General features: G+C 45.4%; 16 protein-coding genes. 12 read left to right on the top strand and 4 right to left on the bottom strand.

From position 1 onward, the window contains the following. Positions 1–229 precede the first annotated feature (229 nt). The 3 genes from AB4307_RS00690 (at position 230) to AB4307_RS00680 (ending at position 5,760) form a co-directional block, all read left to right on the top strand. Positions 230–1,468, top strand: coding sequence for an L-lactate MFS transporter (locus AB4307_RS00690; protein WP_017067032.1), 1,239 nt, complete (start codon positions 230–232; stop codon positions 1,466–1,468). Positions 1,469–1,525: 57 nt separating this feature from the next. After that, a complete protein-coding gene (locus AB4307_RS00685) occupies positions 1,526–3,190 on the top strand; it encodes a VRR-NUC domain-containing protein (protein ID WP_372130780.1) in 1,665 nt (554 codons plus the stop codon). Between the two features lie 215 nt (positions 3,191–3,405). Then, complete coding sequence (locus tag AB4307_RS00680) at positions 3,406–5,760, top strand: fatty acid cis/trans isomerase (protein WP_017064773.1); 2,355 nt, start codon at positions 3,406–3,408, stop codon at positions 5,758–5,760. 101 nt (positions 5,761–5,861) lie between these two features. Here AB4307_RS00680 and AB4307_RS00675 read toward each other — a convergent pair whose 3' ends face one another. Then, on the bottom strand, positions 5,862–6,800 hold the full coding sequence (locus AB4307_RS00675) for a LysR family transcriptional regulator (protein ID WP_372130778.1): 939 nt from the start codon (positions 6,798–6,800) through the stop codon (positions 5,862–5,864). Between the two features lie 93 nt (positions 6,801–6,893). On the opposite strand from AB4307_RS00675, the gene AB4307_RS00670 reads away from it, so the two are divergent. Genes AB4307_RS00670 through AB4307_RS00660 form a run of 3 tightly spaced genes read left to right on the top strand, consistent with a single transcriptional unit; the run spans position 6,894 to position 10,934 of the window. Continuing rightward, a complete protein-coding gene (locus AB4307_RS00670) occupies positions 6,894–8,219 on the top strand; it encodes a cytosine permease (protein WP_017064775.1) in 1,326 nt (441 codons plus the stop codon). A gap of 5 nt (positions 8,220–8,224) precedes the next feature. Beyond that, positions 8,225–9,349, top strand: a complete 1,125-nt coding sequence (locus AB4307_RS00665) for an S-methyl thiohydantoin desulfurase family protein (protein WP_017064776.1) — start codon at positions 8,225–8,227, stop codon at positions 9,347–9,349. Between the two features lie 4 nt (positions 9,350–9,353). Continuing rightward, positions 9,354–10,934, top strand: a complete 1,581-nt coding sequence (locus AB4307_RS00660) for a hydantoinase/oxoprolinase N-terminal domain-containing protein (RefSeq protein WP_372130776.1) — start codon at positions 9,354–9,356, stop codon at positions 10,932–10,934. 135 nt (positions 10,935–11,069) lie between these two features. On the opposite strand, the gene torS is transcribed toward AB4307_RS00660, so the two are convergent. Beyond that, a complete protein-coding gene (gene torS, locus AB4307_RS00655) occupies positions 11,070–14,075 on the bottom strand; it encodes a TMAO reductase system sensor histidine kinase/response regulator TorS (RefSeq protein ID WP_372130775.1) in 3,006 nt (1,001 codons plus the stop codon). Positions 14,076–14,167: 92 nt separating this feature from the next. On the opposite strand from torS, the gene torT reads away from it, so the two are divergent. Then, positions 14,168–15,196 carry a TMAO reductase system periplasmic protein TorT gene (gene torT, locus AB4307_RS00650; RefSeq protein WP_372130773.1) on the top strand — a complete coding sequence of 343 codons (1,029 nt, stop codon included), beginning with the start codon at positions 14,168–14,170 and terminating at the stop codon, positions 15,194–15,196. A 60-nt stretch (positions 15,197–15,256) separates the two neighbouring features. After that, positions 15,257–15,712 (top strand): methylglyoxal synthase, encoded by a 456-nt coding sequence (locus AB4307_RS00645; protein WP_017060888.1) that lies wholly within the window; start codon positions 15,257–15,259, stop codon positions 15,710–15,712. Between the two features lie 120 nt (positions 15,713–15,832). On the opposite strand, the gene AB4307_RS00640 is transcribed toward AB4307_RS00645, so the two are convergent. Together AB4307_RS00640 and helD are read right to left on the bottom strand one after the other, a co-directional pair. Then, on the bottom strand, positions 15,833–16,183 hold the full coding sequence (locus AB4307_RS00640) for a VOC family protein (protein WP_017060889.1): 351 nt from the start codon (positions 16,181–16,183) through the stop codon (positions 15,833–15,835). 87 nt (positions 16,184–16,270) lie between these two features. Continuing rightward, positions 16,271–18,346, bottom strand: a complete 2,076-nt coding sequence (helD, locus tag AB4307_RS00635; protein WP_372130771.1) for a DNA helicase IV — start codon at positions 18,344–18,346, stop codon at positions 16,271–16,273. Between the two features lie 177 nt (positions 18,347–18,523). Between helD and yccS the strand changes: the two genes are divergently transcribed. The 4 genes from yccS (at position 18,524) to AB4307_RS00615 (ending at position 23,091) form a co-directional block, all read left to right on the top strand. Beyond that, on the top strand, positions 18,524–20,707 hold the full coding sequence (gene yccS, locus AB4307_RS00630) for a YccS family putative transporter (protein ID WP_372130769.1): 2,184 nt from the start codon (positions 18,524–18,526) through the stop codon (positions 20,705–20,707). Between the two features lie 332 nt (positions 20,708–21,039). After that, entirely contained in the window at positions 21,040–21,225 is a 186-nt protein-coding gene (locus AB4307_RS00625) for a hypothetical protein (protein ID WP_017064780.1), read from the top strand. A 121-nt stretch (positions 21,226–21,346) separates the two neighbouring features. Next, a complete protein-coding gene (locus AB4307_RS00620) occupies positions 21,347–21,667 on the top strand; it encodes a hypothetical protein (protein ID WP_017060893.1) in 321 nt (106 codons plus the stop codon). Between the two features lie 161 nt (positions 21,668–21,828). Continuing rightward, the gene (locus AB4307_RS00615; RefSeq protein ID WP_029235254.1) at positions 21,829–23,091 is read left to right on the top strand and encodes a hydroxymethylglutaryl-CoA reductase; all 1,263 of its coding nucleotides are present in this window, start codon (positions 21,829–21,831) and stop codon (positions 23,089–23,091) included. Positions 23,092–23,136: the final 45 nt, after the last annotated feature.

Genomic DNA, 23,136 nt, shown 5'->3' with positions numbered 1-23,136 from the left:
AGAGGTGTTAAAAACATTTCAAAAACCAATGAAAAACAACTTATTAACAAATTGAATTTAATTTACCAAAAATGGAAAAAGAGATTCCAATCACATTTTAATTGGTTATAATCCGCGCTCTTTTGCGCTATCTGTTGATAAACGCAAACTAATTTTGAAGAAACAATCACAATAACCCGTCTTTAGTTAAGTGGCTCTCCACTAACCGATGACAAAACTGAGAATAAAAATGAGCAAGATTGATAAAGCAACACGTATCCTGCTAGCAGGCTTCTGTATCAACCTTTGTCTTGGCATCCTGTATGCTTGGAGTGTATTTAACAAAGCGCTAGTAACTGAAGCTGGTTGGAGTGCTGCTGAAGCATCTTCACCTTACGCTATTGCAACTATCACATTCTCTGTTTGTCTTCTTGTTGCGGGCATCCTACAAGACCGTATGGGTCCACGTAAGATCCTTATCCTAGGTACAGCGCTTACAGGCCTAGGTATGATTGCTTCTGGTTTCGCTACAACGCCTATGATGCTGAACATCACGTTCGGTATTATAACAGGTGCAGGTATCGGCTTCGGTTACGCATGTCTGTCTCCATCAGCAATGAAGTGGTTCCACTCTTCTAAGAAAGGTATGGTTAACGGTCTTATCGCAGCAGGCTTCGGTCTTGCGGCTATTTACCTAGCACCAGTAACTTCTGCGCTAATCGACAGCATGGGTATCCAAACTAGCTTTATGATTCTTGGTGTTGGTGTACTTGCAATCGCAGTACCTCTAGCAGCAACAATCAACAACCCACCAGCGGATTACACGCCAGCTGAGCCTAAAGTAAAAGCAGGCCAAGCTCCTAAAGCGGTTAAGAAGACTGAAGACCTAACTTGGAAAGTAATGCTGAAGACTCCTCAGTTCTACTCTCTATGGATCATGTACGCATTCGCTGCATCTGTTGGTCTAATGATCATCGGTAACATCACTACAATTGCTAGCGTTCAAGCTAACCTGCCAAACGCAGTTTACCTAGCGTCTATCCTTGCAGTATTCAACTCAGGCGGCCGTGTTGCTGCGGGTATGCTTGCAGATAAAATCGGTGGCGTACGTACTCTACTTCTAGCGTTCATCCTTCAAGGCGCGAACATGGCTCTATTCGCTACGTTCAACTCTGAATTCACGCTAATCATTGGTACGGCTATCGCAGCGGTTGGTTACGGTACGCTTCTAGCAGTATTCCCAACACTAACTGCTGAGTTCTACGGCCTGAAAAACTACGGTACTAACTACGGCGTGCTTTACACGGCATGGGGTATCGGCGGCGCTATCGGTGCAGCAGTTGTTGGCTTCTCAATGTCAAACGGCGAAGGTTACGGCCTAGCTTACACAATCTCTGCAGTTATGATGGCAGTGTGTATTGTTCTAGCAATCATCACTAAACCAATCTCTGAAGCTAAAGTTGCTGAACTAAAAGCATCACAAGCTTAATCAACAGAAAAGATTGAATTTGTTACTGAAGAGCTTAACCTTAGGGTTAGGCTCTTTTTGTATCAAGCGACTTCTCCATTGACGACCGAAACCACTCTTCAGCTCTCCCCCACTTATTATCTCGACAACTTCAATCGACTGGTTGAACACGCTCAAACGCTCTACCCCGATCTTCTGAGTGATGATGAATGTCGTTGGTTGTCCGCATACAAACGTCTTTCTGTTTCAAGCCAATGCCTAATGGTCCGTTTGCTTTCTCGTAAAGGCCGTTGGTTTCGCAGCGATAAACTCAACTATGTTGAGATCCCAGATCTAAAGACCGTACTGCAAGAGCTAAACAGCTCAGGCTTCATTGGGTTGAGTCATCCCGAAGAACAGCATGACCTCGCCATTAGTGAGGTCGAGCTCGGGTTTCACTTGCTCACCAAACCAGAGCTGTTGAGTGTATTCCCCGCCCTTAAGAGCCATAGAAATGCCAAGAAAGACGAGCTGTTGTTACGGCTTGATCAGCAACCTTTTGATCAATTTCAAAACCTCTCTTTCGACTGTATTTACGTCATCGAATCTCAAGTGATTGATGTATTACTGTTGCTGTTCTTTGCCAACACCTATCAAGACTTAAGTCAGTTAGTGTTAAGCGACCTTGGGCTAAACACCTTTGAGAACTACCCATTAAGCAAGCAACGCCGCTTCTTCACCTCTAGGGATCAGCTCAATCAATTAATCCAGATGCGCGATATTCAACGCTTGTATTCAGAAGGTGACCGCAAAGATGGCGAGTTTCTGGAACTGCTTTTAAATGCGATTCCTGAAGAATCAGAACACAGAAGTATTGCCAGAAAACGATCGCGTTTGATCAATGATATTGCTCGCGATCTTGAAAGGCTTAATCTAAACGACCAAGCTATCTTTTGGTTCAGACAATCTACACTTCCTCCGAGCAGAGAACGACTTGCACGCATCTATGATAAGCAAGGTACGCTAGACTTAATGTGTGACATTGTCACGCAAATGAAAGCTACTCCATCGGATGTGTCAGAGTTGGAAATCGCTATTAAGCTTGAAGACCGACTGCTACGGAAACAGGGGCACAAAGTTTCACGAACCATAAAGCCGAGCTGCAAAGAGTTAAAACTGGAATTAGACCTCAGCCAAACTCGAGTCGAGCTTGCGGTAAAGCAGCATTTTGAGAACCAAGGTTGGGACGTCTACTTTTCAGAAAACAGTTTTCTGTGTGGCTTGTTTGGTTTGGCTTTCTGGGATGTCATTTTCGCAGACGTTGAAGGCGCCTTTATCAATCGTTACCAACATCGACCATTGGATCTGTACCATTCAGATTTCGTAGACAAGCGAGCCGAACAGATTGAAGCCGTGTTTCAAACGATATCCAAACATGGGCTGAACCATTTTCTTGATACTTACGATGAAAAGCAAGGTATCGCGAACCCCTTTGTTCATTGGAATTATTTTCCTAAAGCACTCATCGAACACGGCATGGCTTCAATTCCAAATGCCTTGGTTGTAGACCTCTTCAAAGTGATATTGAGTGACTTAAAGCTATTTAGAACTGGGATGCCGGATTTGATTGCGTTCAAGGGCGATGAGTTTCATTGGATTGAAGTCAAAGGCCCTGGCGATAAACTGCAAGACAACCAGTGGCGCTGGATCAAAGAGTTTGAGCGATTGTCTGTCCCCTTCTCTGTTTGTTACGTCAATCAATGAGTCTTAGCTCTTAACTCTTAACTCTTAACTGCTAGCTTTTAGCTCTTGGGACTTAAATCTAGCTAAGTCTAAACTCCAATTTCTGATCACAAGCGAGTAACGCGCATCGACAAGTCACTCGTCCCATCAAGATCTTGTCTACAAAATTGTTAGAACATGAGCATTTTCAATCATTTTCGATATAATTATAGAAAATGCCTAATATTTAAATACGTATGAATTTGAAAAAACTCTTCATTTTAGCTTTTGTTAGCGTCTTCTCAGGTTGTGCCGTCTACGCGGGTTTAAACTTCGACGAACTGTTTGGTGAACAACAAGTACGCGATCGCCAAGCACCTATTCTTTCAGCTCAAGCGCAGCACTTCATTGACGAAGTAAAGCCCATCATTGATAACCGATGCGTGGTTTGTCACGCTTGTTATGACGCCCCTTGCCAACTCAAAATGTCTTCAGTGGAAGGTATAGACCGAGGCGCGAGCAAGGCACTCGTTTATCAAGGCACCCGCTTAACGGCATCAGCCCCTACTCGCTTGTTTGAAGATGCTTTAACCACGCAAGAGTGGCGCGATGCGGATTTTCATCCTGTCCTCAATGAGCGCATGCAAAACTCAACGGCTAACCTCGATGCTGGTCTTGTTTCTCGTATGTTGATCCAGAAAGAGAATCACCCTCTGCCCGATCAAACCCAGCTTGAAGGTTTCGACTTTTCAATCGATCGCGACCAACAGTGCCCAACCATTGAAGAATACGCTCAATACGAGAGAGATTACCCAACTTGGGGAATGCCTTATGGGATGCCAAACTTAGACAAAACCGAATACGCGACTTTAATGAGTTGGTTGGAAAATGGCGCGTTAATGAACGACCACATTCCATTGACTGATGCAGAACAAGAGCTCGTTAATGTCTACGAAAGCTTTTTAAACAAGAGTGACAATAAGAGTCAACTTTCAGCACGTTACATCTACGAGCACCTGTTTTTATCTCATGTCTATTTTTCTGATTTAGCTCAACCAACGCGTTTCTTTACTGTTGTTCGCTCTGCAACACCACCAGGTGAAGCGGTACAACGCATCACGACTCGTCGCCCTTATGACGATCCAAAAGTAGACAGTGTTTACTACCGTCTGATTCCAGAACAAGGCACTATCGTCGACAAAACGCACATGCCTTTCGCACTTAATAAAGAGCGTCTACAAAAGTGGAATACCTGGTTTGTCGACGTAAATTACGAAGTAAAACAACTACCTAGTTACGACATCGATGTTTCAGCAAACCCAATGACATCATTTGAAGCGCTGCCAGTAAACTCGCGCTTCAACTTCATGTTAGATAACGCGCAAAACACCATCATGGCCTACATCAAAGGACCTGTGTGTCGTGGTCAACTTGCCTTGAACGTAATTAACGACCGTTTTTGGGTTTTCTTCATCGACCCAGAGAAAGCCGATGTTCCGGAAATCAACGCCTTCTACGCAAGTCAAAAGAAAAACTTAAAGCTGCCTAGCGAACTAAAAAGTAACACCGTACCTGTGACCAACTGGGTAAGATACGCAAAGCAACAAGCGCAATACCTAAACGCGAAATCAGACTTCACTAACCAATGGTTCGAGAGTGGCGTCCACCTAGACACTGGCATCATTTGGGATGGCGATGGCATCAACCCGAATGCTGCTCTCACCGTCTTTAGGCACTTCGATAGCGCCTCTGTTGTACAAGGGTTAGTTGGCACGCAACCTAAGACTGCGTGGATTCTTGATTATGCTCTTCTAGAGCGTATTCATTATCTTCTCGTTGCAGGCTTCGATGTTTACGGCAACTTTGGCCACCAGCTGATTACACGCATGTTCATGGACTTCTTGCGTCTTGAAGGTGAGAGTAACTTCTTAAGCCTTCTTCCTAAAGACGTTCGTCACATTGAACACTCTAGTTGGTACCAGAACCAAAGCGCACAACTGAGTGACTATTTGCAGCGAAACATTGCACCTTTTGATCAGCCGACCAGCGTGGTTTACAAAACGGCGGATCCGAAACACGAACTGCTTGATATGATCAAAGATAAGCTCGCACCTGTTCTCGATAATCGCTTTGAGATTGTTGAAACAGGTTTTGGTAGGAAGAATGAAGCACTGCTTAACCAAGTGAATTTGATAAAGGGCGAAGGCCTGCGTCATGTGCCTCAATTAGTGATGATCATGATTGAAGGCGAAAACGGCGAAGAGCAACTGTTCACCATGATTCACAATAACGCGCACAGCAACATTTCTAGCTTGTTTAATGAAGAAGGTAACCGTGATTACGCCAATGATGACCTTACCCTCGTACGAGGCGTTGTCGGTAGCTACCCTGCGGCTTACCTATCATTAACCGAGAGCGAGATTCCTACTCTGGTTAAAACGCTGCAAAACTTAAGCACAGAAGAAGACTACGTGGCGCTGCTAGATAAGTTTGCGGTACGACGCAGTTCTAGCGAGTTCTGGCCATTCAGTGATCGCGTGCATCGTTGGTATCAACAAGACCAACCGATCGAGTTCGGATTGTTGGATTACAACCGCTTCGAGAACCGTTAGTTTTCACTCATAAAGCATAAAAGCAAAAATCCTCTGTCTTGGTAGAGGATTTTTTGTATATGAGAAAGTATCTTAAGTGCTATTGAGAAGCGACGAGTTCTCTATATTGAATCCGATGCTTCCGGTTGGTGTAGCTCATCAAAAAACACACGCGCGGCGGGGGAAAGGGAATCTACAGGTTGCTTCAACACCACATAAAACTGACTCTTAAGGCTCCACTTCTCGGGCTGAAGCGGAATCAAGGCTTGGTCATAATGGCCACGGTCGATTAAATGAGACGGTAAAAAACTCAGGTGTGTGCCCGCCAAGGTTAAAATTACACCCGACTCGACATGCCAGCCATCAAAAGGCTTTACGGAATCGTACTGCTCAATATTCAGTAATCGGAACATCTCATCTTTGGCATAGCCGCCCATGTTGATACGACAGCCATCCAATGAGAAATCCTTGTCCATGATCTTCTCAGCCAGATCCTTACGCGCATACAGATAACTGTGCTCTTCAAACAGTGGGTATTTATGTTGAAACGCTGATTTTTGATGTGACCCTAGAACCACTATCATCATATCAATCTGGCTCTTTGCTAACTTCTCATTCAACTGGGTGAAATCCCCGACATCAACACTCACCTCTACACTGTTACTGCGTTGGTAAAACGTCTCGATCGCTTTGGGAAGTGGGTTATAAGGCAAAGTGACGGTGTTATCCAAACATCCAATTCGCACATGCCCAGAGAGTTCCGTCTGTACACCTCGTAACTTATAAGCGAAGTCGGTTAAGGTCGATTTTAGTTGGTTCGCATATTTATACACTTGCTCACCTTCATGAGTCAGCTTAAAACCACGTCGACCACGTTGGCATAATGTTAATTCTAAGCTTTTTTCCAAGGCAATAAGCTGATTACTCAGCACTGGTTGACTAATCCCAGTGCTTGCTACCGCCTGATTGATGCCTCCTTGCTCAACAATTTCACAAAAAAGCTCTAATCTACGTAGGTCTCTTTTATCTAACTTATTGTTTGGATTCACTTTGCCACTCACATTTGTTTTTTGTTATGTTTACATCTGATTATATTCATTTATTAACAATAAATACATCAGTATGCTTTATTCACACTTATGGAATAACAATGCATGGATGGCACTATGGCGGCAGAAGCTTACGTGAATAAACCCGAAGCAACACACAGCCACAAAAAGATAGATGACTTCGAGTTGGAACCCGTTCCCGAGAAGGCCAAACGATCTTGGTGGGTCATCAGCCTTATTTGGTTGGCAATCGGCATCGACATTTCGGGACTGTTTCTCGGCTCGATTCTAAGCAGCGGTATTGGTTTTGAAGACGCACTGCTTGCCACGTTTATTGGTTCAGGCTTATTGGCGATCATCGCGATGCTGTGTGCCAACATTGGCTTTCAAGCTGGCGTGTCTACCCCGCTGGTGAGCAGCGCGGTATTTGGCCGTAACGGCGGTAAAATTCTTGGCTTCATCAACGGCATCTCATTAGTCGGCTGGTTCGCATTCCAGGCTGATTTCTTCGCTTTCATCATGGTCGATGCACTGGCGAAATACGACATCATAATTTCACACCTCACCGCTCTTATTGGCGGCAGTGTGTTAATGATGATGACGGCTATCTATGGCGTTCGTGCTTTAGGCAAACTCAGTACCTATTCTGTTCCATTGATGGTGACGTTGATTACCATCGGTTTGTTTATGGCTGCTGATTATCAAGGTGGCGCAGCGCCATCGATTGAAGATCCTTTGACGCTTGGCCAAGCCATCTCTTTTGTTATGTCTATCTGGATTCTAGCTGCGGTTGCTGCACCTGATATTGCTCGCTACGCCAAAACACGCCGTGATGCGATTTTAGGAGCGGGTATCGGTTTCCTCGTCGGCAACAGTGCCATCATTCTTATCGCATTGATCTTGACCAAAATGACCGGCACCGACGACCTAGTCGAAGTCTTCTTCACCCTAGGTTTAGGCATGGCGGCCATTATAGTACTGGTATTCGCACAATGGACCACCAACAGTAGCAACCTAACCTCTGGCGGCTTATGCATGTCGATGGTTCTACCTAAGATTCCGCGCCCTGTTCTGGTTGTGATCATGACCATCGTCGGCATTGGTATCGCTCAACTCGGCATGGTGAACAAGTTTACCGACTTCTTAATGCTACTCAGCGTAACCATTGCGCCTGCTGCGGGTGTCTACATCGTTCAATATTATGTTTTAGATTCGACAAAAATGAGCTTTGAGAACATCCAACAAGTTCCAGCTTGGATGTTTAAAGGCTTGGCTTCTTGGGCATTTGGTACTGCATTCAGCGCTTGTACTGCACCAGAGTTTTTCAACCTGTTTTCGTTCACCAGCATCTCGGCGTTAGACGGCATTCTTGCCGCTGGTGTGATTTACCTCGCCCTAATGAAGCTTTCTCCTTCAAGTGATAAGGAATAGTAGTTGTGATTATTACTGAACAAATGATTGATGATATCGCGCTGGGTGCGACGGTATTAGGTACTGGCGGCGGCGGTGACCCATACAGCGGTGCCTTGATGGCGAAAGTAGCCATTGCAACGGCAAAGCACCCTGTACGTATGATTCCTTTAGAAGACGTGCAAGACGATTGGATGACAGTGCCCTCTTCAATGATTGGCGCACCAACAGTCGCAGTAGAGAAACTCAATTCGAAAGATCAAATGTTGATTGCTTTCGAAGCGATGGAAAAAGCGCTCGGCACTGAAGTAGCGGCAACGTTTCCTATCGAAGTAGGCGGCTTCAATTCATTGATTCCAATTCTCGTTGCAGCACAAAAGAACATTCCTGTGATCGATTGTGATGCGATGGGACGTGCGTTCCCAGAAGCTCAGATGGTGACCTTCTTTCTTGATGGTCTCCCTTCGGCACCGAACACATTGGCCGATGAGCGTGGCAATGTCGTCACGCTTTATCCGATTGACGGTATTTGGTCTGAAAAGTTTGCGAGGCCGATTACCGAACAGATGGGTGGCTCTGCAGCAATGTGCGATTACCCAATGAACGGTAAGAACCTAAAACGCAGTGCACTGCCTGCGACACTGACCCAAGCAATGAAGATTGGTGAAGCGATTAGACTGGCGAACGACAACAATAAAAGTGGCACACAGGCCGTATTAGACATTGTCGGCGGCCATACCATCATCAGTGGCAAGATTGTTGATATTCAACGTGAAACCGATGGTGGTTTTGCAACAGGTGGTGTCGTGATTGAAAAGCTGGCTCAGTTTGAAGATACCGGCGTCGATAACGTGTTTGTGCAGTTCCAAAACGAATTACTTCTCGCGCACAAAGGTACAAGCCGCGCAGACATGAGTCAAGATAACCTGCTGGCATCAACACCGGATCTTATTTCGATCTTGGATCATGAAACGGGTAAGCCAATCACAACCGAACAACTTCGTTACGGGCAGCGCATCGACCTTATCGCTTACCCTTGCGACCCCAAATGGCGCACTGACAAAGGTATTGAAGTCGCGGGCCCGGGTTACTTTGGCTACACCGTCGAGTATCAAACCATTGAACAACTAAAGTCTGCATTGAAGAGGTAGTCGCATGACAAACATTACGCTTGATTACTGCCGTTTGGGCATTGACGTAGGTGGCACCAATACCGACGGTGTGCTGCTCGACGCAGACTTAAATGTGATTGCCAAAGTAAAAACCGCAACCACACATGATGTTTCAACAGGGATCGACAACGCGATTTCTGCGCTATTAAACCAAGCAAACATTGATGGTCAGCAAGTGAAACACGCGATGCTTGGCACGACTCAATGCACCAACGCAATCGTTGAACGAAAAGGCTTAGACAGAGTCGGCATGATTCGCTTAGCGCTTCCCAGTGGTGATAGCGTCCCGCCCCTTTGTGGTTGGAGTGAAGCGTGGCAAAACCTGCTTGGTCAGCACTTCTACCAAGCACACGGCGGCTATGAATACGACGGCCAGTTGATTGCCGACATTCAAGAATCTGAGATCCGCGAGCTTTGCCAAAAAATGAAAGGCCACGTGGATTCAATCGCTATCTGCGGTGTGTTCTCTCCTGTCAATGGTGACCAAGAGCTTCAAGCCGCAGAGTGGATTCAACAAGAACTTCCGGAGGTGAACCTTTCGTTATCCCATAAAGTGGGCAGCTTAGGGCTTTTAGAGCGTGAGAACGCCACTATCCTCAATGCGGCTCTGCAAGGGACAGCAAAACGATTCGTTGACGGCTTTTGCAGTGCACTCATCAATCATGAAATCCACACCACGCCTTATTTCGGTCAGAACGACGGAACACTGATGTCACAGCAGTTCGCATTGATGTACCCGATTCTTACCGTGGCTTGTGGGCCAACAAACTCGATTCGTGGAGCGAGTCACTTAACTAAGTTAAAAGACGCGATTGTGGTCGATGTGGGCGGCACTACGTCTGATATCGGCGTACTGACTCACGGCTACCCAAGAGAATCGAGCTTAGCAGTAGAAATCGGTGAAGTGAGAACCAACTTCCGTATGCCTGATATTTTGGCGTTAGCCATTGGTGGTGGTACCAAGGTTCGCTTTGAACAGCAGCGTATAGAGCTAGGCCCAGAAAGTGTTGGCCATACCTTGACGCAAACGGCGCGTAGCTTTGGTGGTGATGAACTTACGCTCACCGATATTGCACTCAAAACAGGACAAATGCAGTGGCAGGCAGAACATCAACTGAGTGATGAGATTGGTGTTTCAGCCGAACAAGCAAGCAAGATTTATCAACAAATGGTCACGGATGTTGAAGAAGGCATCGATAAGATGAAGACCTCTGCGGCGAGTGTACCCGTAATCATGGTTGGTGGTGGTAGTGCCCTATTCCCAGATCATTTTGAAGGTGTGAGCCAAGTGGTTCGTCCTGAGCACTTTGAAGTGGCTAATGCGATTGGTGTTGCGTTGGGTGAAATATCAGGTCAATTCGATAAGATCGTACCGATTGACCCAGCATCACGTGAAGAGACCTTAAAGGGCTTGGAAGCGCAATCAAAGCAACTGGCGATTGAAGCTGGCGCATGCAGCGATAATGTCGCGATCATTGAACGCAGCGAGATTCCATTAAGCTACCTACAAGGCAATATGGTTCACGTTAAGATCAAAGCTGCTGGACATATCAAGATGGCTTAGAGCCGTTCCTTGAAAGCCTTAATTAGATTCTTATTCGACAATAAAAAAGCAGGTCACTTCTTCATATTAAAACGGAGAAATAGCCTGCTTTTTGTTTTCTGTTCTTATTTTGGGGCTTTCCGCCCAATAGCCACTCTATAGTTGCTCTCGGAGCGCTGCTAACGAGTCTTTCACCAATTCAGGTAATGAGTCTGCATTATCGCGATATTGAAGTAATGGATCCTCGCTCGCTTCAATGCTCTGGCATAAAGCAAACAGTGCAGATAATCCTAGGCTGCCGGCAGACCCTTTCAGTTTATGAGCTAAAGACTTAATTTCACGAGCGTTGTCAGCGGCACTTGCCACAATCAGTTCATCGAGAGTGACTTGGCTGCTTTGGTCAAACAACCCAACAATCTGCACTATTTTTTCTCGACCGAGAATGGCCAAGTCGTCTTTGATAATCTTAGGGTTAATCATCTGCACAATCGGTTCTCCTTGATTATGTTCCGCGTCTTGGTTTGCTCGTTGTGTCGAGCTTGCAAATGCCAATGCTGATAAGTCTAGCTCGGTTTCCTGAGGTTTAGAGTTTAGCTGACAGCAAACAGCATCTGACGGATCCGGCTGAGGCAGCAACAGCGTGTGACCGTCCAACTGCTCAACAATCAATTCCGATAATGCTTCCTTCTCTAACGGCTTAGGTAAGAATCCATCAAAGCCAGACGACAAATAGCTTTCCACTTCTTCGTTAAACACATGAGCCGATACTGCGATCATTGGGGGTACTTTTCGAATTACGTCTTCTTCACTTTTATGCTGAAGCGCATCGTCTTTGAGTTGTTGAATTAACTCGACGCCATCGCAGTCGGGTAAGTTAATGTCCACCAGCGCAATATCGAACTCTTGCTCACTGAATATGGCTCTCGCTTCTTGTCCGGCTGTCGCAATCACAACCTCGTGCCCCAAGTTATGCAAGAAGCCTTCAGCAACGATGCAGTTTACGGGGTTATCTTCAATCAGAAATACTTTAGCTCGAATACACGCTTCAATGACCGGTACTTTCGTTTCTATCTTCTCACCGGCTTCAAGTGGCAGTGAGAACCAAAACTGGCTACCCTCGCCTTCTTCAGAATGAACGCCAATATCCCCGTTCATTGCCAACATGATGCTTTTACTGATCGCTAATCCAAGCCCTGTGCCGCCGGTTTTGTTGCGACCGCTATCGGTTTGGGTAAAGGCATCAAACAGACAAGCTTGTTCGCTAGCATCAATACCGACACCTGTATCTGACACTTCAAACATCACTCGATTTTCATCTTCGATATCTAAGCTGATAAAGATATCGACCGAGCCACTTTCCGTAAACTTAATCGCGTTACCGACCAAATTATTCAAGATTTGGCTGATTCGCGTTACGTCACCACGCCAATAGCGTTGCACATCACTTTCAATATGGAAATCAAAGTTCAGCTTCTTCTCAGCGGCACGCCCTTCCATCAATTGGTAGGTATCTTGAACCATCTGATGAAGATCAAACGAAACAGTGCGGATTTCTAAATGCCCCGCTTCAATCTTTGAGTAATCCAACACGTCATTCAAAATCGCGAGTAGGTTCTTACCGCTGCGGTTAATGATGTCTGCATAGCCGGATTGCAGCGGGTCTAACCCGGTATCTTTGAGCAATCTTGCAGTACCTAATACACCGTTCATCGGCGTTCGTATTTCATGACTCATCGTCGCAAGGAAAGCGGATTTTGCGCGGCTTGCTTGTTCTGCGGCGTTACGAGCCTTAGCGTGGTTCCCTACCTCGATGTTCAGCTTCTCATTGGTCTTTTGCAGCTGGTAGGTTCGGTCTGTGACCAACTCTTCTAAGTGTTCTTTGTGCTCTTCAAGTTCGCGTTTCGCCTTTGCTTCACCCACCGCAACCACTTGTAGCGCCTGCGCGGTGTTTCTGGCAGTGATGATCGCCTCGCCCATATGAGCCAGCTCATCATTACCCTTTACCGAGATATCAATATTCAGGCGACCTTGTGCGATAGACATCAAGGCCGATGAGTATTCAGTAAGACGTTTAACAACCGAGATATACACCACTCGCCACACGATAAATGCAACGATAACCAAACCAATAACCGAAATCACAGACAGTGACCATTGAGCCAAATTCAACGTGCTGGTCAGCTCATCAACCGCTTTTTTGGTACTGCGGTTTGAATCATCAACCAGTTGGTTAACCGTTGTATTCAGCTGAGAGAACAGCTCCAACGTATTTTGCATCAGAAACTCTGACTTTTTGGTGTTCTCATATTGTTCTAATGAAATATCGAACACGACTTGGCGTTTTCTGAGCTCTTCTAGAAGCTGAGACATCTGCGCTGAACGAGTAGGATCTTCGACCGCTTTAACGCGGCGCGCCATGATTCTTAGGTTGGATTCAAATTCTGATTGGATTTGATGAATACGCTCTACGTTGGTAACGGTTTGCGTTTCTTCAATTTGGTTAAGCATTTTGAACGCCAACAAATGCAATTCGTGTAGGCGCTCAGACAAATCAAGGTCAACCTCTACAAGCGCATCTAAGGCTTGGTAGGCTTTATCCGTTTCTTTGGTTTCTAGCAGGTCATAGATATGCGTGACGTTAGCAACCGCAATGGTAGCCGTGTTCAAAACTTGGGTTCGCGTCAACTGCTCTAGCTCTTCGGCTAATAGGCGCATCTCTTCGACACGAGACGATAACTCTTTACTTAACCAAAGCTTACGCTCAACCGACACACCCAGCTCAGCCAGTGTGTTAATAACGCTTTGAACATTGTTTTCGAGTTTATTGAGGAGCTGAGAATCGAAACTGTCGACACCAAGCTCTTTGATATGTTGAAGAAGCGACTCAAGTTGGTCAAACAGTACGGTGCCAGCCTCTTTTCTTTCAGCTTCGTTTCTCGCATTAGAAAGTGTTTGTACTGACGAAATAATACGGTTACTCAACTCAGAAACCTGACGAGCTTCGATCATGGCAGGAAGCGCCGAATCAACGACGTTTCTTTCCGTTTTGGCTACAAAGCTAAAACCAGAAACACCGATCAATGCAGACAATAGAACCAACAGTGCCATCACTAAGAATGAGGCCAGCAGCTTGCGTCCAATACTCGCTGAAGCTAACAACATAAACTCTAAACCTTAAAACGTTCTTCTTTACCCATGCAGAATACGCTATATTTTGCAGTGTTTCTTATCTAAAACCAATAAAACGGCAATTCATGCTATCTAGACCTTTCGCTTCAATAATTCTTCTCTCACTACTGGCCTCAGTGACTACTGTCGCAAGTGCTAGCGAGCCTTTGAGCCCAATAAAACCCGCCGAAGCCACATCGCAAAAAGAGAAAATCTGTGCCATTTATCCGCACCTAAAAGACTCATACTGGTTGTCTGTGAACTACGGAATGATCTCTGAAGCAGAAAAGCAGCAAGTTGAGCTAAGAGTATTGGAAGCTGGCGGTTACCCCAACGTGGCTAAACAAGCCTCGCAACTGGTGCTTTGCACACAATGGGGAGCCGATGCCATTATTTTAGGTACGGTTTCACCCGATGCGTATCATGACAATCTCAGCGATTGGGTTGGCTCGACGCCTGTGTTTGCTACGGTGAATGAGTTAACCGTCAATGAAGAACAACAGAAGGTACTGAAAGGCACAGTCGGCGTCGACTGGTATCAAATGGGTTACCAAGTCGGAGAGTTTTTGTCGAAACGACACCCGAAAGGATCAGGCGAAACACCTATCGCCCTATTACTTGGCCCGCAAGCGAGTGGTGGCACTAAGCCTGTAGCACTGGGATTTTATGATGCGATCAAGTCGAGTGATATCAAAATTGCGATCAGCTATTGGGCAGATAACGATAAAGAACTTCAAAGAAATCTAGTACAACAGGTGATAGAAGAACCTGATATCCAATATATAGTCGGAAGTGCCGTCGCGATTGAAGCAGCGATCAGTGAGCTACGCGCGGCCGATAAAACCGAAGATATTGGGTTAATTTCAAGTTACCTAAGTCACGGAACCTACCGTGGTTTACTTCGTAACAAGGTACTTTTTGCGCCAACAGATAAAATGGTTGAGCAAGGTCGCTTGTCGGTAAAACAAGCCACGAGTTACTTACGCGGTCAACCTTACGAGCAACACAGCGCACCGATTATCGAAGCGCTGACACCTGCAACTCTCAAAGATCAAATTATCGCCGACTCATTGTCACCTTCTGAGTTTCGTCCGGTATTCAGTGTGAATCCTTAGTGCTATATTGGCTGAAGAACTCAAAACAATAAAAACGAAACAACAATTTAGGGAACATTCATGCAAAAAACGACGCGCACTATGCCAACACATAAGCATATCGCTTTGGTCGCTCATGACCACTTCAAACCTGAGCTACTAAGATGGGTCAAAGAGAACAAAGAAAAACTACAAAAGCACTTCCTTTACGCAACGGGCACGACTGGTTCTTTACTAAGTAAAGAGACAGACTTAGCAATCAAGAGCATGATCAGCGGCCCTATGGGCGGTGACCAACAACTTGGCGCGCTTATCTCTGAAGGCAAGATCGATATGCTGATTTTCTTCTGGGATCCACTTAATGCTGTACCACATGACCCAGACGTAAAAGCACTGCTTCGTATCGCAAGTGTTTGGAACATTCCTGTGGCCACTAACCGCGCTACCGCTAATTTCTTGTTTAACTCTTCACTGCTTGAAGAAGAAGTAATCATCGAGATCCCAGACTACGAAGCGTACCTAGCTGAGCGCACGTAATCGCACGTTAAATGTGCTCTCTACTGAACAGACTAAAAAGCCTGCATTTTATCGCAGGCTTTTTTATGTCTCGTTTTCAGACATTAAACAGTTCAATCATAAAACAGTGCGAGAGTCTCTCTATTTATCGCTCCACACTGCCATCTCGTTGCCACTTGGCTCTCTGAAATGGAAACGTCTGCCGCCGGGAAAGCTAAAGATCTCACGGTTTATCTGACCACCAGCATCAATTACATCGCGCTCGGTTTGCTCAAGATCTTGGCTATAAAAAACCATCAGCGCCGCGCCATTATCCGTATTCGACGCCAGATCCGCCAAATAGAAGCCGCCCATTAAGCCTTTGCCTTCAAACGCAGAATACTCAGGGCCATAGTCTTCAAAGCTCCAACCAAACACTTGACTGAAAAATGCCTTAGTTGCTGAGATGTCTTTCGCAGCAAATTCAATGTAGTTAATAGAGCCGTGTTCCATAGCAAATTCCTTATGCTTTATGCGTCTGCCTTGTGATATTAGGGCAGGGATTGAAGATCTAATCTTAGACAATCAAGTCAAGTAACATCACTTTTTACGAACAACTGGGTAATCAGAACCATGCAGCTCCTGCACAAAGCCAGAGCCGTCGCCACTGTGCGTGATCCATACTTTCTCTTTTGCCCGCGTCATTGCTACATAGAATAAACGACGCTCTTCAGCATAAGGGAACGCGTCTGATGATTCAGTCAATGCGCCATCAATATGCAGCTGTTTCTTCTTGGTCGGGAACTGTCCTTCGTCAACACAAAGAATAATGACAAAGTCCGCCTCTTTACCTTTACTGCCGTGGCAAGTCATGAACTTGATATCAATGGAAGTGAAGATCTTCTTCCAGTCTTCCAACAACTCTGGCTTGTGGTAATGATTACGTCCAAGTAGCAGCACCGATTTATTGGTTTTGCCTTTGGATTGACGGTTCAGTTGATCAAGAATCTTCTCAACTTCTTTACTTGGCGCACTGTACACCGCCTTCTGCTTCTGTTGCTTGAAGCTGTTCAGTTCTTTCGGAATCTGAATTGGGTTTTCTTGTACAAAGCGATTAGCCACTGCACCTAGCTGATTGTTAAAGCGATAAGTGGTATCTAGGTGATGAATGGTCGAGCTTTCAAAGCGATCCTTAAAGCCCGTGGTCAAATCCACATCCGCACCTGCAAACTGGTAAATCGACTGCCAGTCATCGCCTACTGCAAAAATAGAGGCTTGATGCTCGGCTTTAGACTGATTACACAGTGCTTCAACCAAGGCAAGACGATCAGGTGAGATATCTTGGTATTCATCGATCATGATGAACTTCCAAGGTGAGATAAACTTGCCCTTCTCGACATACTGAGTCGCTCGGCTGATCATGATTGAGAAGTCGATATGATTCTGTTCTTTCAGCTCCTTTTGCCACGCGGTTACACATGGCCAACACAGTGAAAGCTCGCTGTTGAGGCGCGCATAGTCTCGGTGATCAATCAGCTGTTGCTGTACTTCTTTTTTGGTTAAACCCGACGCATTCAACTGTTCTAGCTGCTTTTCAAGCCAACCGATCAATTTGAGGTTTGAAACGTGGCTACCAAGCTCATCGTCACCGGTTAAATAAGCGATTGGCCATTTAGACAAATGCTTTTGCCAACGTTTAAAGTTGGTCGGTGTCATCCAGTGCTTCTTCAACCAATCAATGCACCATGCTTGGCGTTGGTTGTCATCGAGCGCTAAAGGAGAAATAACCACGCGTTCAGGTTCAACTTGAGTCAGTATCTTTAAACCCAACTGGTGGAAAGTGCTGACTTGCACCTTCTCAGCTGATAAACCAATTTTACTGTCGAGGCGCTGCTTCATCTCTTCTGCCGCTTCACGACCAAAAGCGAGCAATAGCAACTCTTCAGCTTGAGCTTGATGGCTTTGCAGTAAATACGCGACGCGAGCCGTTAGAACACTGGTTTTACCCGAGCCTGCACCTGCTAAAATAAGGTTGTGATCATCATTCATCAACACCGCATATTGCTGCGATAAGTTCAGTGGTGACGACTCACATTGCGCAAACAACACTTCCCAGTTTTTTCGCTCGGTCTCTAGCCATTGCTGGTTTCTTTCAGCTTGCTTGATTTCCGTTTCAGATAACCATGGCTGCATTCTTGCGATGCGGTTTGGCATGCGTTGTGCGGCCTCTTCTAGCGTCATTGTCATACTCTCTAAGCCTGAGTTGACCATATCAACCCAAGTGTTGACCTTAGAATGCGGTAGAAAGGCTGGGAGTTGCTCAAGACGTGTTAATTCAGCTTCCCACTGAGGTACGTGTTCAGCCAATTGTTCACATTGAGTGTCGTGCCACTTCTGATAAGCGCTAACTGAGGCGCGTGCAAATTGACGACATTGATCCCAAGGTAAGCCTTGTACTAACCAACTGCGCTGTGTTCCATCTTGTTGATTAGCAAAAAATTGTAGCGATCCCCAGAACAATCCGCGTTTTATCGCGATCTTGCCACTCCAAATAGTAAATGGGATACGCTCTTCACTGCCTACTGAAGATAACAGCAAGCGTGGACCATCAAGTTCAACCTGATGATATTCATTTTGAATAAAAAACTGTGCAGTCTTGTTAGCGCTTAGCTGCATTGGAGTGTGCTCTTAATTGGGAATATTGAATTTATATCATGATGCAATGAGAATTAATAATATCTCATATCTTATCGACGCTTTCATGACCACCTACGGGCAATTATGGATAAGTATCAAATTCTTGTGCTTGATTTCTGTTAGGATTATGGTTTTTAGTGTGTCAAGTGAGCGACTGTGGACTTCTCAGCCAAATTGCGCCTCTATTGGGCGAATAAAACCATAAATTACAGCATATTAATTCTCATCACTCTGCTCGGTGTGGTGGTGCCTGCTTGGTATTATGGACAAAACACACTGATCACGCCTTTGATCTTGGGCGTTATTGCTGCGGCTCTTGCGGAAAGTGATGACAGCTTTACCGGACGCTTGAAAGCACTCACGCTGACCTTTATCTGTTTCGCCGTTGCGGCTTTCTCTATTGAACTTCTCTTCGATACGCCTTGGCTGTTCGCGATCGGGCTTTTTGTTTCAACCTTCTCTTTTATCATTCTCGGGGCAATTGGCCCTAAATACGCGAGTATCGCGTTTGGCTCTCTCTTAGTTGCCATCTATACCATGCTTGGTGCACACGAGAGTACCAACCTTTGGTTTCAACCGCTTCTACTGTTAACTGGCGCAGCTTGGTACTACTTCATGTCGATGATTTGGCAGATAGTATGGCCAATGCAACCTGTGCAGCAAAACCTAGCAACAGTATTCGATCAAATCGGTAATTACATCGATTCAAAAGCGGAACTCTTCTACCCCGTTTCAGACTTGATTCCCCAGCCACACCGAATCATTGAAGCCAAACTCAACGCGAGTACCGTTAACGCACTCAACATGTGTAAAGCGACGCTGCTTAATCGCTCTAAGCGCGGACACATTGACGGCCCTAGTGACCGATTTCTTAACACCTACTTCATCGCACAAGATATTCATGAACGCGTCAGCTCTAGCCACTATCGCTATCAAGAGCTAGCAAAACACTTTGAGCGCTCTGACGTGTTGTTTAGATTTAAGTATCTACTGGAAGCGCAGGCCACTGCGTGTAAAGAAGTGGCGAGCTCGTTGAAAGTTGGCGCTGAATACCAGCATGGTGACAAGTCTGTATTGGCACTCGATGAGCTGATGTCTTCGCTCAATCATCTGCACCAACAGAATAATCCTAAATGGAAATCACTGCTGAACCAGTTGGATTACTTATTCAATAACCTAGCAACCGTTGAAAAACAGCTCTCGAATATCAGCAACCCAGATGCAGAGAAGATTGAAGAAGGTGTATTGGACGATACCAACCCTCATACTTTGACGGCAATGTGGCACAAGATCAAAGCTAACTTGCACACCGATTCTATGCTATTCCGCCACGCGATTCGCATGGCGATCACTTTGACGCTGGGCTACGGGATTATCCAGGGTTTTGATATCGAACGAGGTTATTGGATTCTACTGACGACACTGTTTGTGTGTCAGCCAAACTACAGTGCAACCCGTCAAAAACTGACGGCGCGTGTCATTGGCACGGTCGCAGGCTTATTGATCGGAGTACCGTTACTGACTTTCTTCCCGTCGCAAGAGAGCCAATTAGTGTTCATTGTGATCAGTGGCGTGATGTTCTTTGCGTTTCGAATCAATAACTACGGGTTTGCGACCGGCTTTATCACACTGCTTGTGCTCTTCTGCTTTAACCAATTAGGTGAAGGCTACGCGGTAGTATTGCCAAGGTTAGCGGATACCTTTATTGGTTGTGCTCTCGCCGTGCTTGCTGTCATTTATGTGTTACCTGATTGGCAGTCGAAGCGACTGCACAAAGTGATGGCGAATGCGCTCGATTCCAATAAGAACTATCTCGCTCAGATCATCGGCCAATACCGTGTCGGTAAGAAAGATAGCCTAAACTATCGTATCGCTCGACGTAGTGCGCATAATAATGATGCAAACCTGACTGCCGCGATCAGTAGCATGTTGGTTGAACCGGGTAAGTACCGCACCTCTGAAGATGAGAGCTTCCGATTCTTAACACTCAATCATGCTCTACTTAGCTATATCTCGGCTCTGGGTGCTCACAGAACGCGTATTGATGATGAAGCGACACACAAACTGGTGCTAGATGCGCACAGAGTAATCCACCAGCATCTCGACGCTCTAAATGATCAACTCTATTCTCATAAAGAGCATTGTGAAGTGAAAAACGCTTATGACCCGGAGCTGGATAAACGTTTGAGTGAATGGCGAGAAGAAGATGAGAATTCTGTCAAAATGGTTCTACAACAGCTCCATTTGATCTATCGCATGCTTCCAGAACTGCATACCTTAGCGACCAAGTTTGCAGTTAAGGTTAAGATCGACAAGTCGTTTGAAACAGAAGCTTCTTGAGCAACAAACAAAATACCGTAAAAACAAAAAGATAACGCCAATTGCTTATCTTTTGATCATCACAAATATTTATACATTGCTTTACCCATACCCCTAATTGGGTAGAGAAATTACTTACCTACCCTTGTGCCACAAGGGTTGAAGGCGTTTTTACATTGTAGGAATTTTCTGACTTTGATTGACCAAGCCTTAACTTTTCCTAACATTTCTCGGACAAAAAACGACCACAGGAATTTATAGTTGTCTTAGTTTCAAGAAACTTCAAACATCATTTAAAATTCACTTAATCTTGTTTGATTTCCTGAATCAGTAGGCTATGCTCTAAAGAGCATATGAATTTGAACAAAGGTCACACTATGAATACACAGCAATTTGAAGCATTTAAGCAGCAAATACAGCTTCTTAGCCCACAACAATTAAAAGCACTTCAGGGTGAGATCGACGGTAACCTTGAAACAGAGAAGCCTTCTTTGCTTACTGATGAAGAATTAAACGCGCTAAATGACCTGTTCAGTTAATAGACAGACATCACTATTTTAGCTTAAGTTCACATTTTCACCGTAAATTTCATCTGTTCACCATTGCGCTCAAAATATCGTCCGCCTAGACTCATTTCATACGTCAATAAAAGGTTCTGATATGTCGATATCTGGTATTCAATCTGGTTACGCCATTATTCAGCAATCCACCAACATGGCTGAAGAAGCCGCAATCGAGCTCAACCAAGCCTCCAAACACGCTCTAGAATCCGACGACACTTTCGAAGCTAGCGATCTCAGCTTTAATCAAATAGAGCCTGAACAAGCCATTTCCTTTAAAGACAAAGAACCTGAACCTGCTTCATCTTCAACCGATTCCCTGATTAAACTGACACAAAGCGCAAGTTATAACCGCGTTGGTGCAAGTGTGGTTGATCGTCAAAACGAAGCCATCGGTAGCCTTCTCGACATTCATATCTAAATTTCGCTCAAATACAGCCTATATTTCGCGAAACTTCGCTGCTTTTTGCTTCAACAACCACACAAACTGTAACTCATTATATCAGGCGCTTGTTTCTGGTTTATTACTCGGTAGAATCAGCGCAAACCAATTTGCTGCACAAACTTTACTTCATACTATTTATGCCAAAACTAAATCTGCATCGCCGTGACTATGTTTCTATTTTAGGAGGCGACATCTCCGCAGACGAATTAGAAAAAAAGCTTCAGCCTCATTTTGAAAAGCCAGTAAATAAGCTGACACCTAGCCCCTACCTGACAGAAAAGAATCTCACACGTCGCTGGACAGCGCTCGATAATGCAGATTCACAGCAAGAACTGCTCGACCCTCATACACAAAGTCAGTTCCAAGCTTATGAGAAAAACATTGAGCACTTTATTGGCACCGTTAAAGTCCCTGTGGGAATATCTGGCCCTTTAAGAGTCAATGGCCTATTTGCTACGGGCGATTACCTCGTACCACTCGCGACCACAGAAGCTGCGCTTGTCGCGTCTTATAACCGTGGTTCTAAGCTGATTACGGCTTGTGGTGGCGCAAGTGCTATGTTGCTCAATGAAGGCGTAACACGTACTCCTGGCTTTGCATTTCAAGGATTAGTTGAAGCCGGACAGTTTGTGGCTTGGGCTGTGACTCAGTATGACCAGTTCAAGATCTTGGCAGAATCAACAACATCACACGGCAAGCTGACCGACATTAATATCAACATCGAAGGTAACCATGTTTACTTGGTGTTCGAATTTCTAACCGGAGACGCTTCTGGTCAGAATATGGTGACCATCGCAACCAATGCCGTGTTTGAGTACATCATCGAAAATACGCCAGTTAAGCCTGACCACGCTTTCCTTGATGGCAACTTGTCAGGCGATAAGAAAGCCAATACCCAAACCTTGCGCAGCGTTCGTGGCAAAAAGGTAACTGCTGAGGTTAATATCCCTGCAGAGCTTGTCGCGAAGTACCTACACACGACACCAGAGAAGATGGTCCAGTTTGGCCAAATGACCACAGTCGGTGGCGCTTTGAGTGGTACTATCGGTATCAATGCCCATTATGCGAATGCGTTGGCGGCACTCTATATCGCTTGTGGCCAAGACGCGGCCTGTGTCGCTGAGTCAGCGATTGGTATGACGCGTATGGAACTCAACAAAGAAGGCGGTTTATACGCTAGCGTGACACTGCCTAACCTAATGGTGGGGACTGTCGGCGGTGGTACTGGCTTGCCAAGTCAAAAAGCCTGTTTAGATTTACTTGGGCTGCATGGTAACGGTAAATCACAAGCCCTAGCTGAAGTTTGTGCTGCACTGTGTTTGGCGGGTGAACTATCGATTGTGGGCGCATTTTGTGCAGGCCACTTTTCACGAGCGCACCATAAGCTAGCTCGTAAATAACCTTTATCCAATTTGGCTTGTTCGGTTTTGTCCGTTCATACAAAA

It is taken from the genome of Vibrio sp. 10N.261.52.C2 (assembly GCF_041471425.1).
GTDB classification, from domain to species: domain Bacteria; phylum Pseudomonadota; class Gammaproteobacteria; order Enterobacterales; family Vibrionaceae; genus Vibrio; species Vibrio crassostreae_C.
The sequence above is the reverse complement of the archived record's forward strand: the minus strand, read 5'-3'. Positions and strand labels throughout refer to the sequence as shown.

Excerpts from the sequence above, each read along its gene's own strand:
- AB4307_RS00690 (WP_017067032.1), top strand. The coding sequence starts at position 230 with ATGAGCAAGATTGATAAAGCAACACGTATCCTGCTAGCAGGCTTCTGT.
- AB4307_RS00680 (WP_017064773.1), top strand. The coding sequence starts at position 3,406 with ATGAATTTGAAAAAACTCTTCATTTTAGCTTTTGTTAGCGTCTTCTCA.
- AB4307_RS00670 (WP_017064775.1), top strand. The coding sequence starts at position 6,894 with ATGGATGGCACTATGGCGGCAGAAGCTTACGTGAATAAACCCGAAGCA.
- AB4307_RS00660 (WP_372130776.1), top strand. The coding sequence starts at position 9,354 with ATGACAAACATTACGCTTGATTACTGCCGTTTGGGCATTGACGTAGGT.
- torS (WP_372130775.1), bottom strand. The coding sequence starts at position 14,075 with ATGTTGTTAGCTTCAGCGAGTATTGGACGCAAGCTGCTGGCCTCATTC.
- torT (WP_372130773.1), top strand. The coding sequence starts at position 14,168 with ATGCTATCTAGACCTTTCGCTTCAATAATTCTTCTCTCACTACTGGCC.
- AB4307_RS00645 (WP_017060888.1), top strand. The coding sequence starts at position 15,257 with ATGCAAAAAACGACGCGCACTATGCCAACACATAAGCATATCGCTTTG.
- AB4307_RS00640 (WP_017060889.1), bottom strand. The coding sequence starts at position 16,183 with ATGGAACACGGCTCTATTAACTACATTGAATTTGCTGCGAAAGACATC.
- helD (WP_372130771.1), bottom strand. The coding sequence starts at position 18,346 with ATGCAGCTAAGCGCTAACAAGACTGCACAGTTTTTTATTCAAAATGAA.
- AB4307_RS00625 (WP_017064780.1), top strand. The coding sequence starts at position 21,040 with ATGAATTTGAACAAAGGTCACACTATGAATACACAGCAATTTGAAGCA.
- AB4307_RS00620 (WP_017060893.1), top strand. The coding sequence starts at position 21,347 with ATGTCGATATCTGGTATTCAATCTGGTTACGCCATTATTCAGCAATCC.
- AB4307_RS00615 (WP_029235254.1), top strand. The coding sequence starts at position 21,829 with ATGCCAAAACTAAATCTGCATCGCCGTGACTATGTTTCTATTTTAGGA.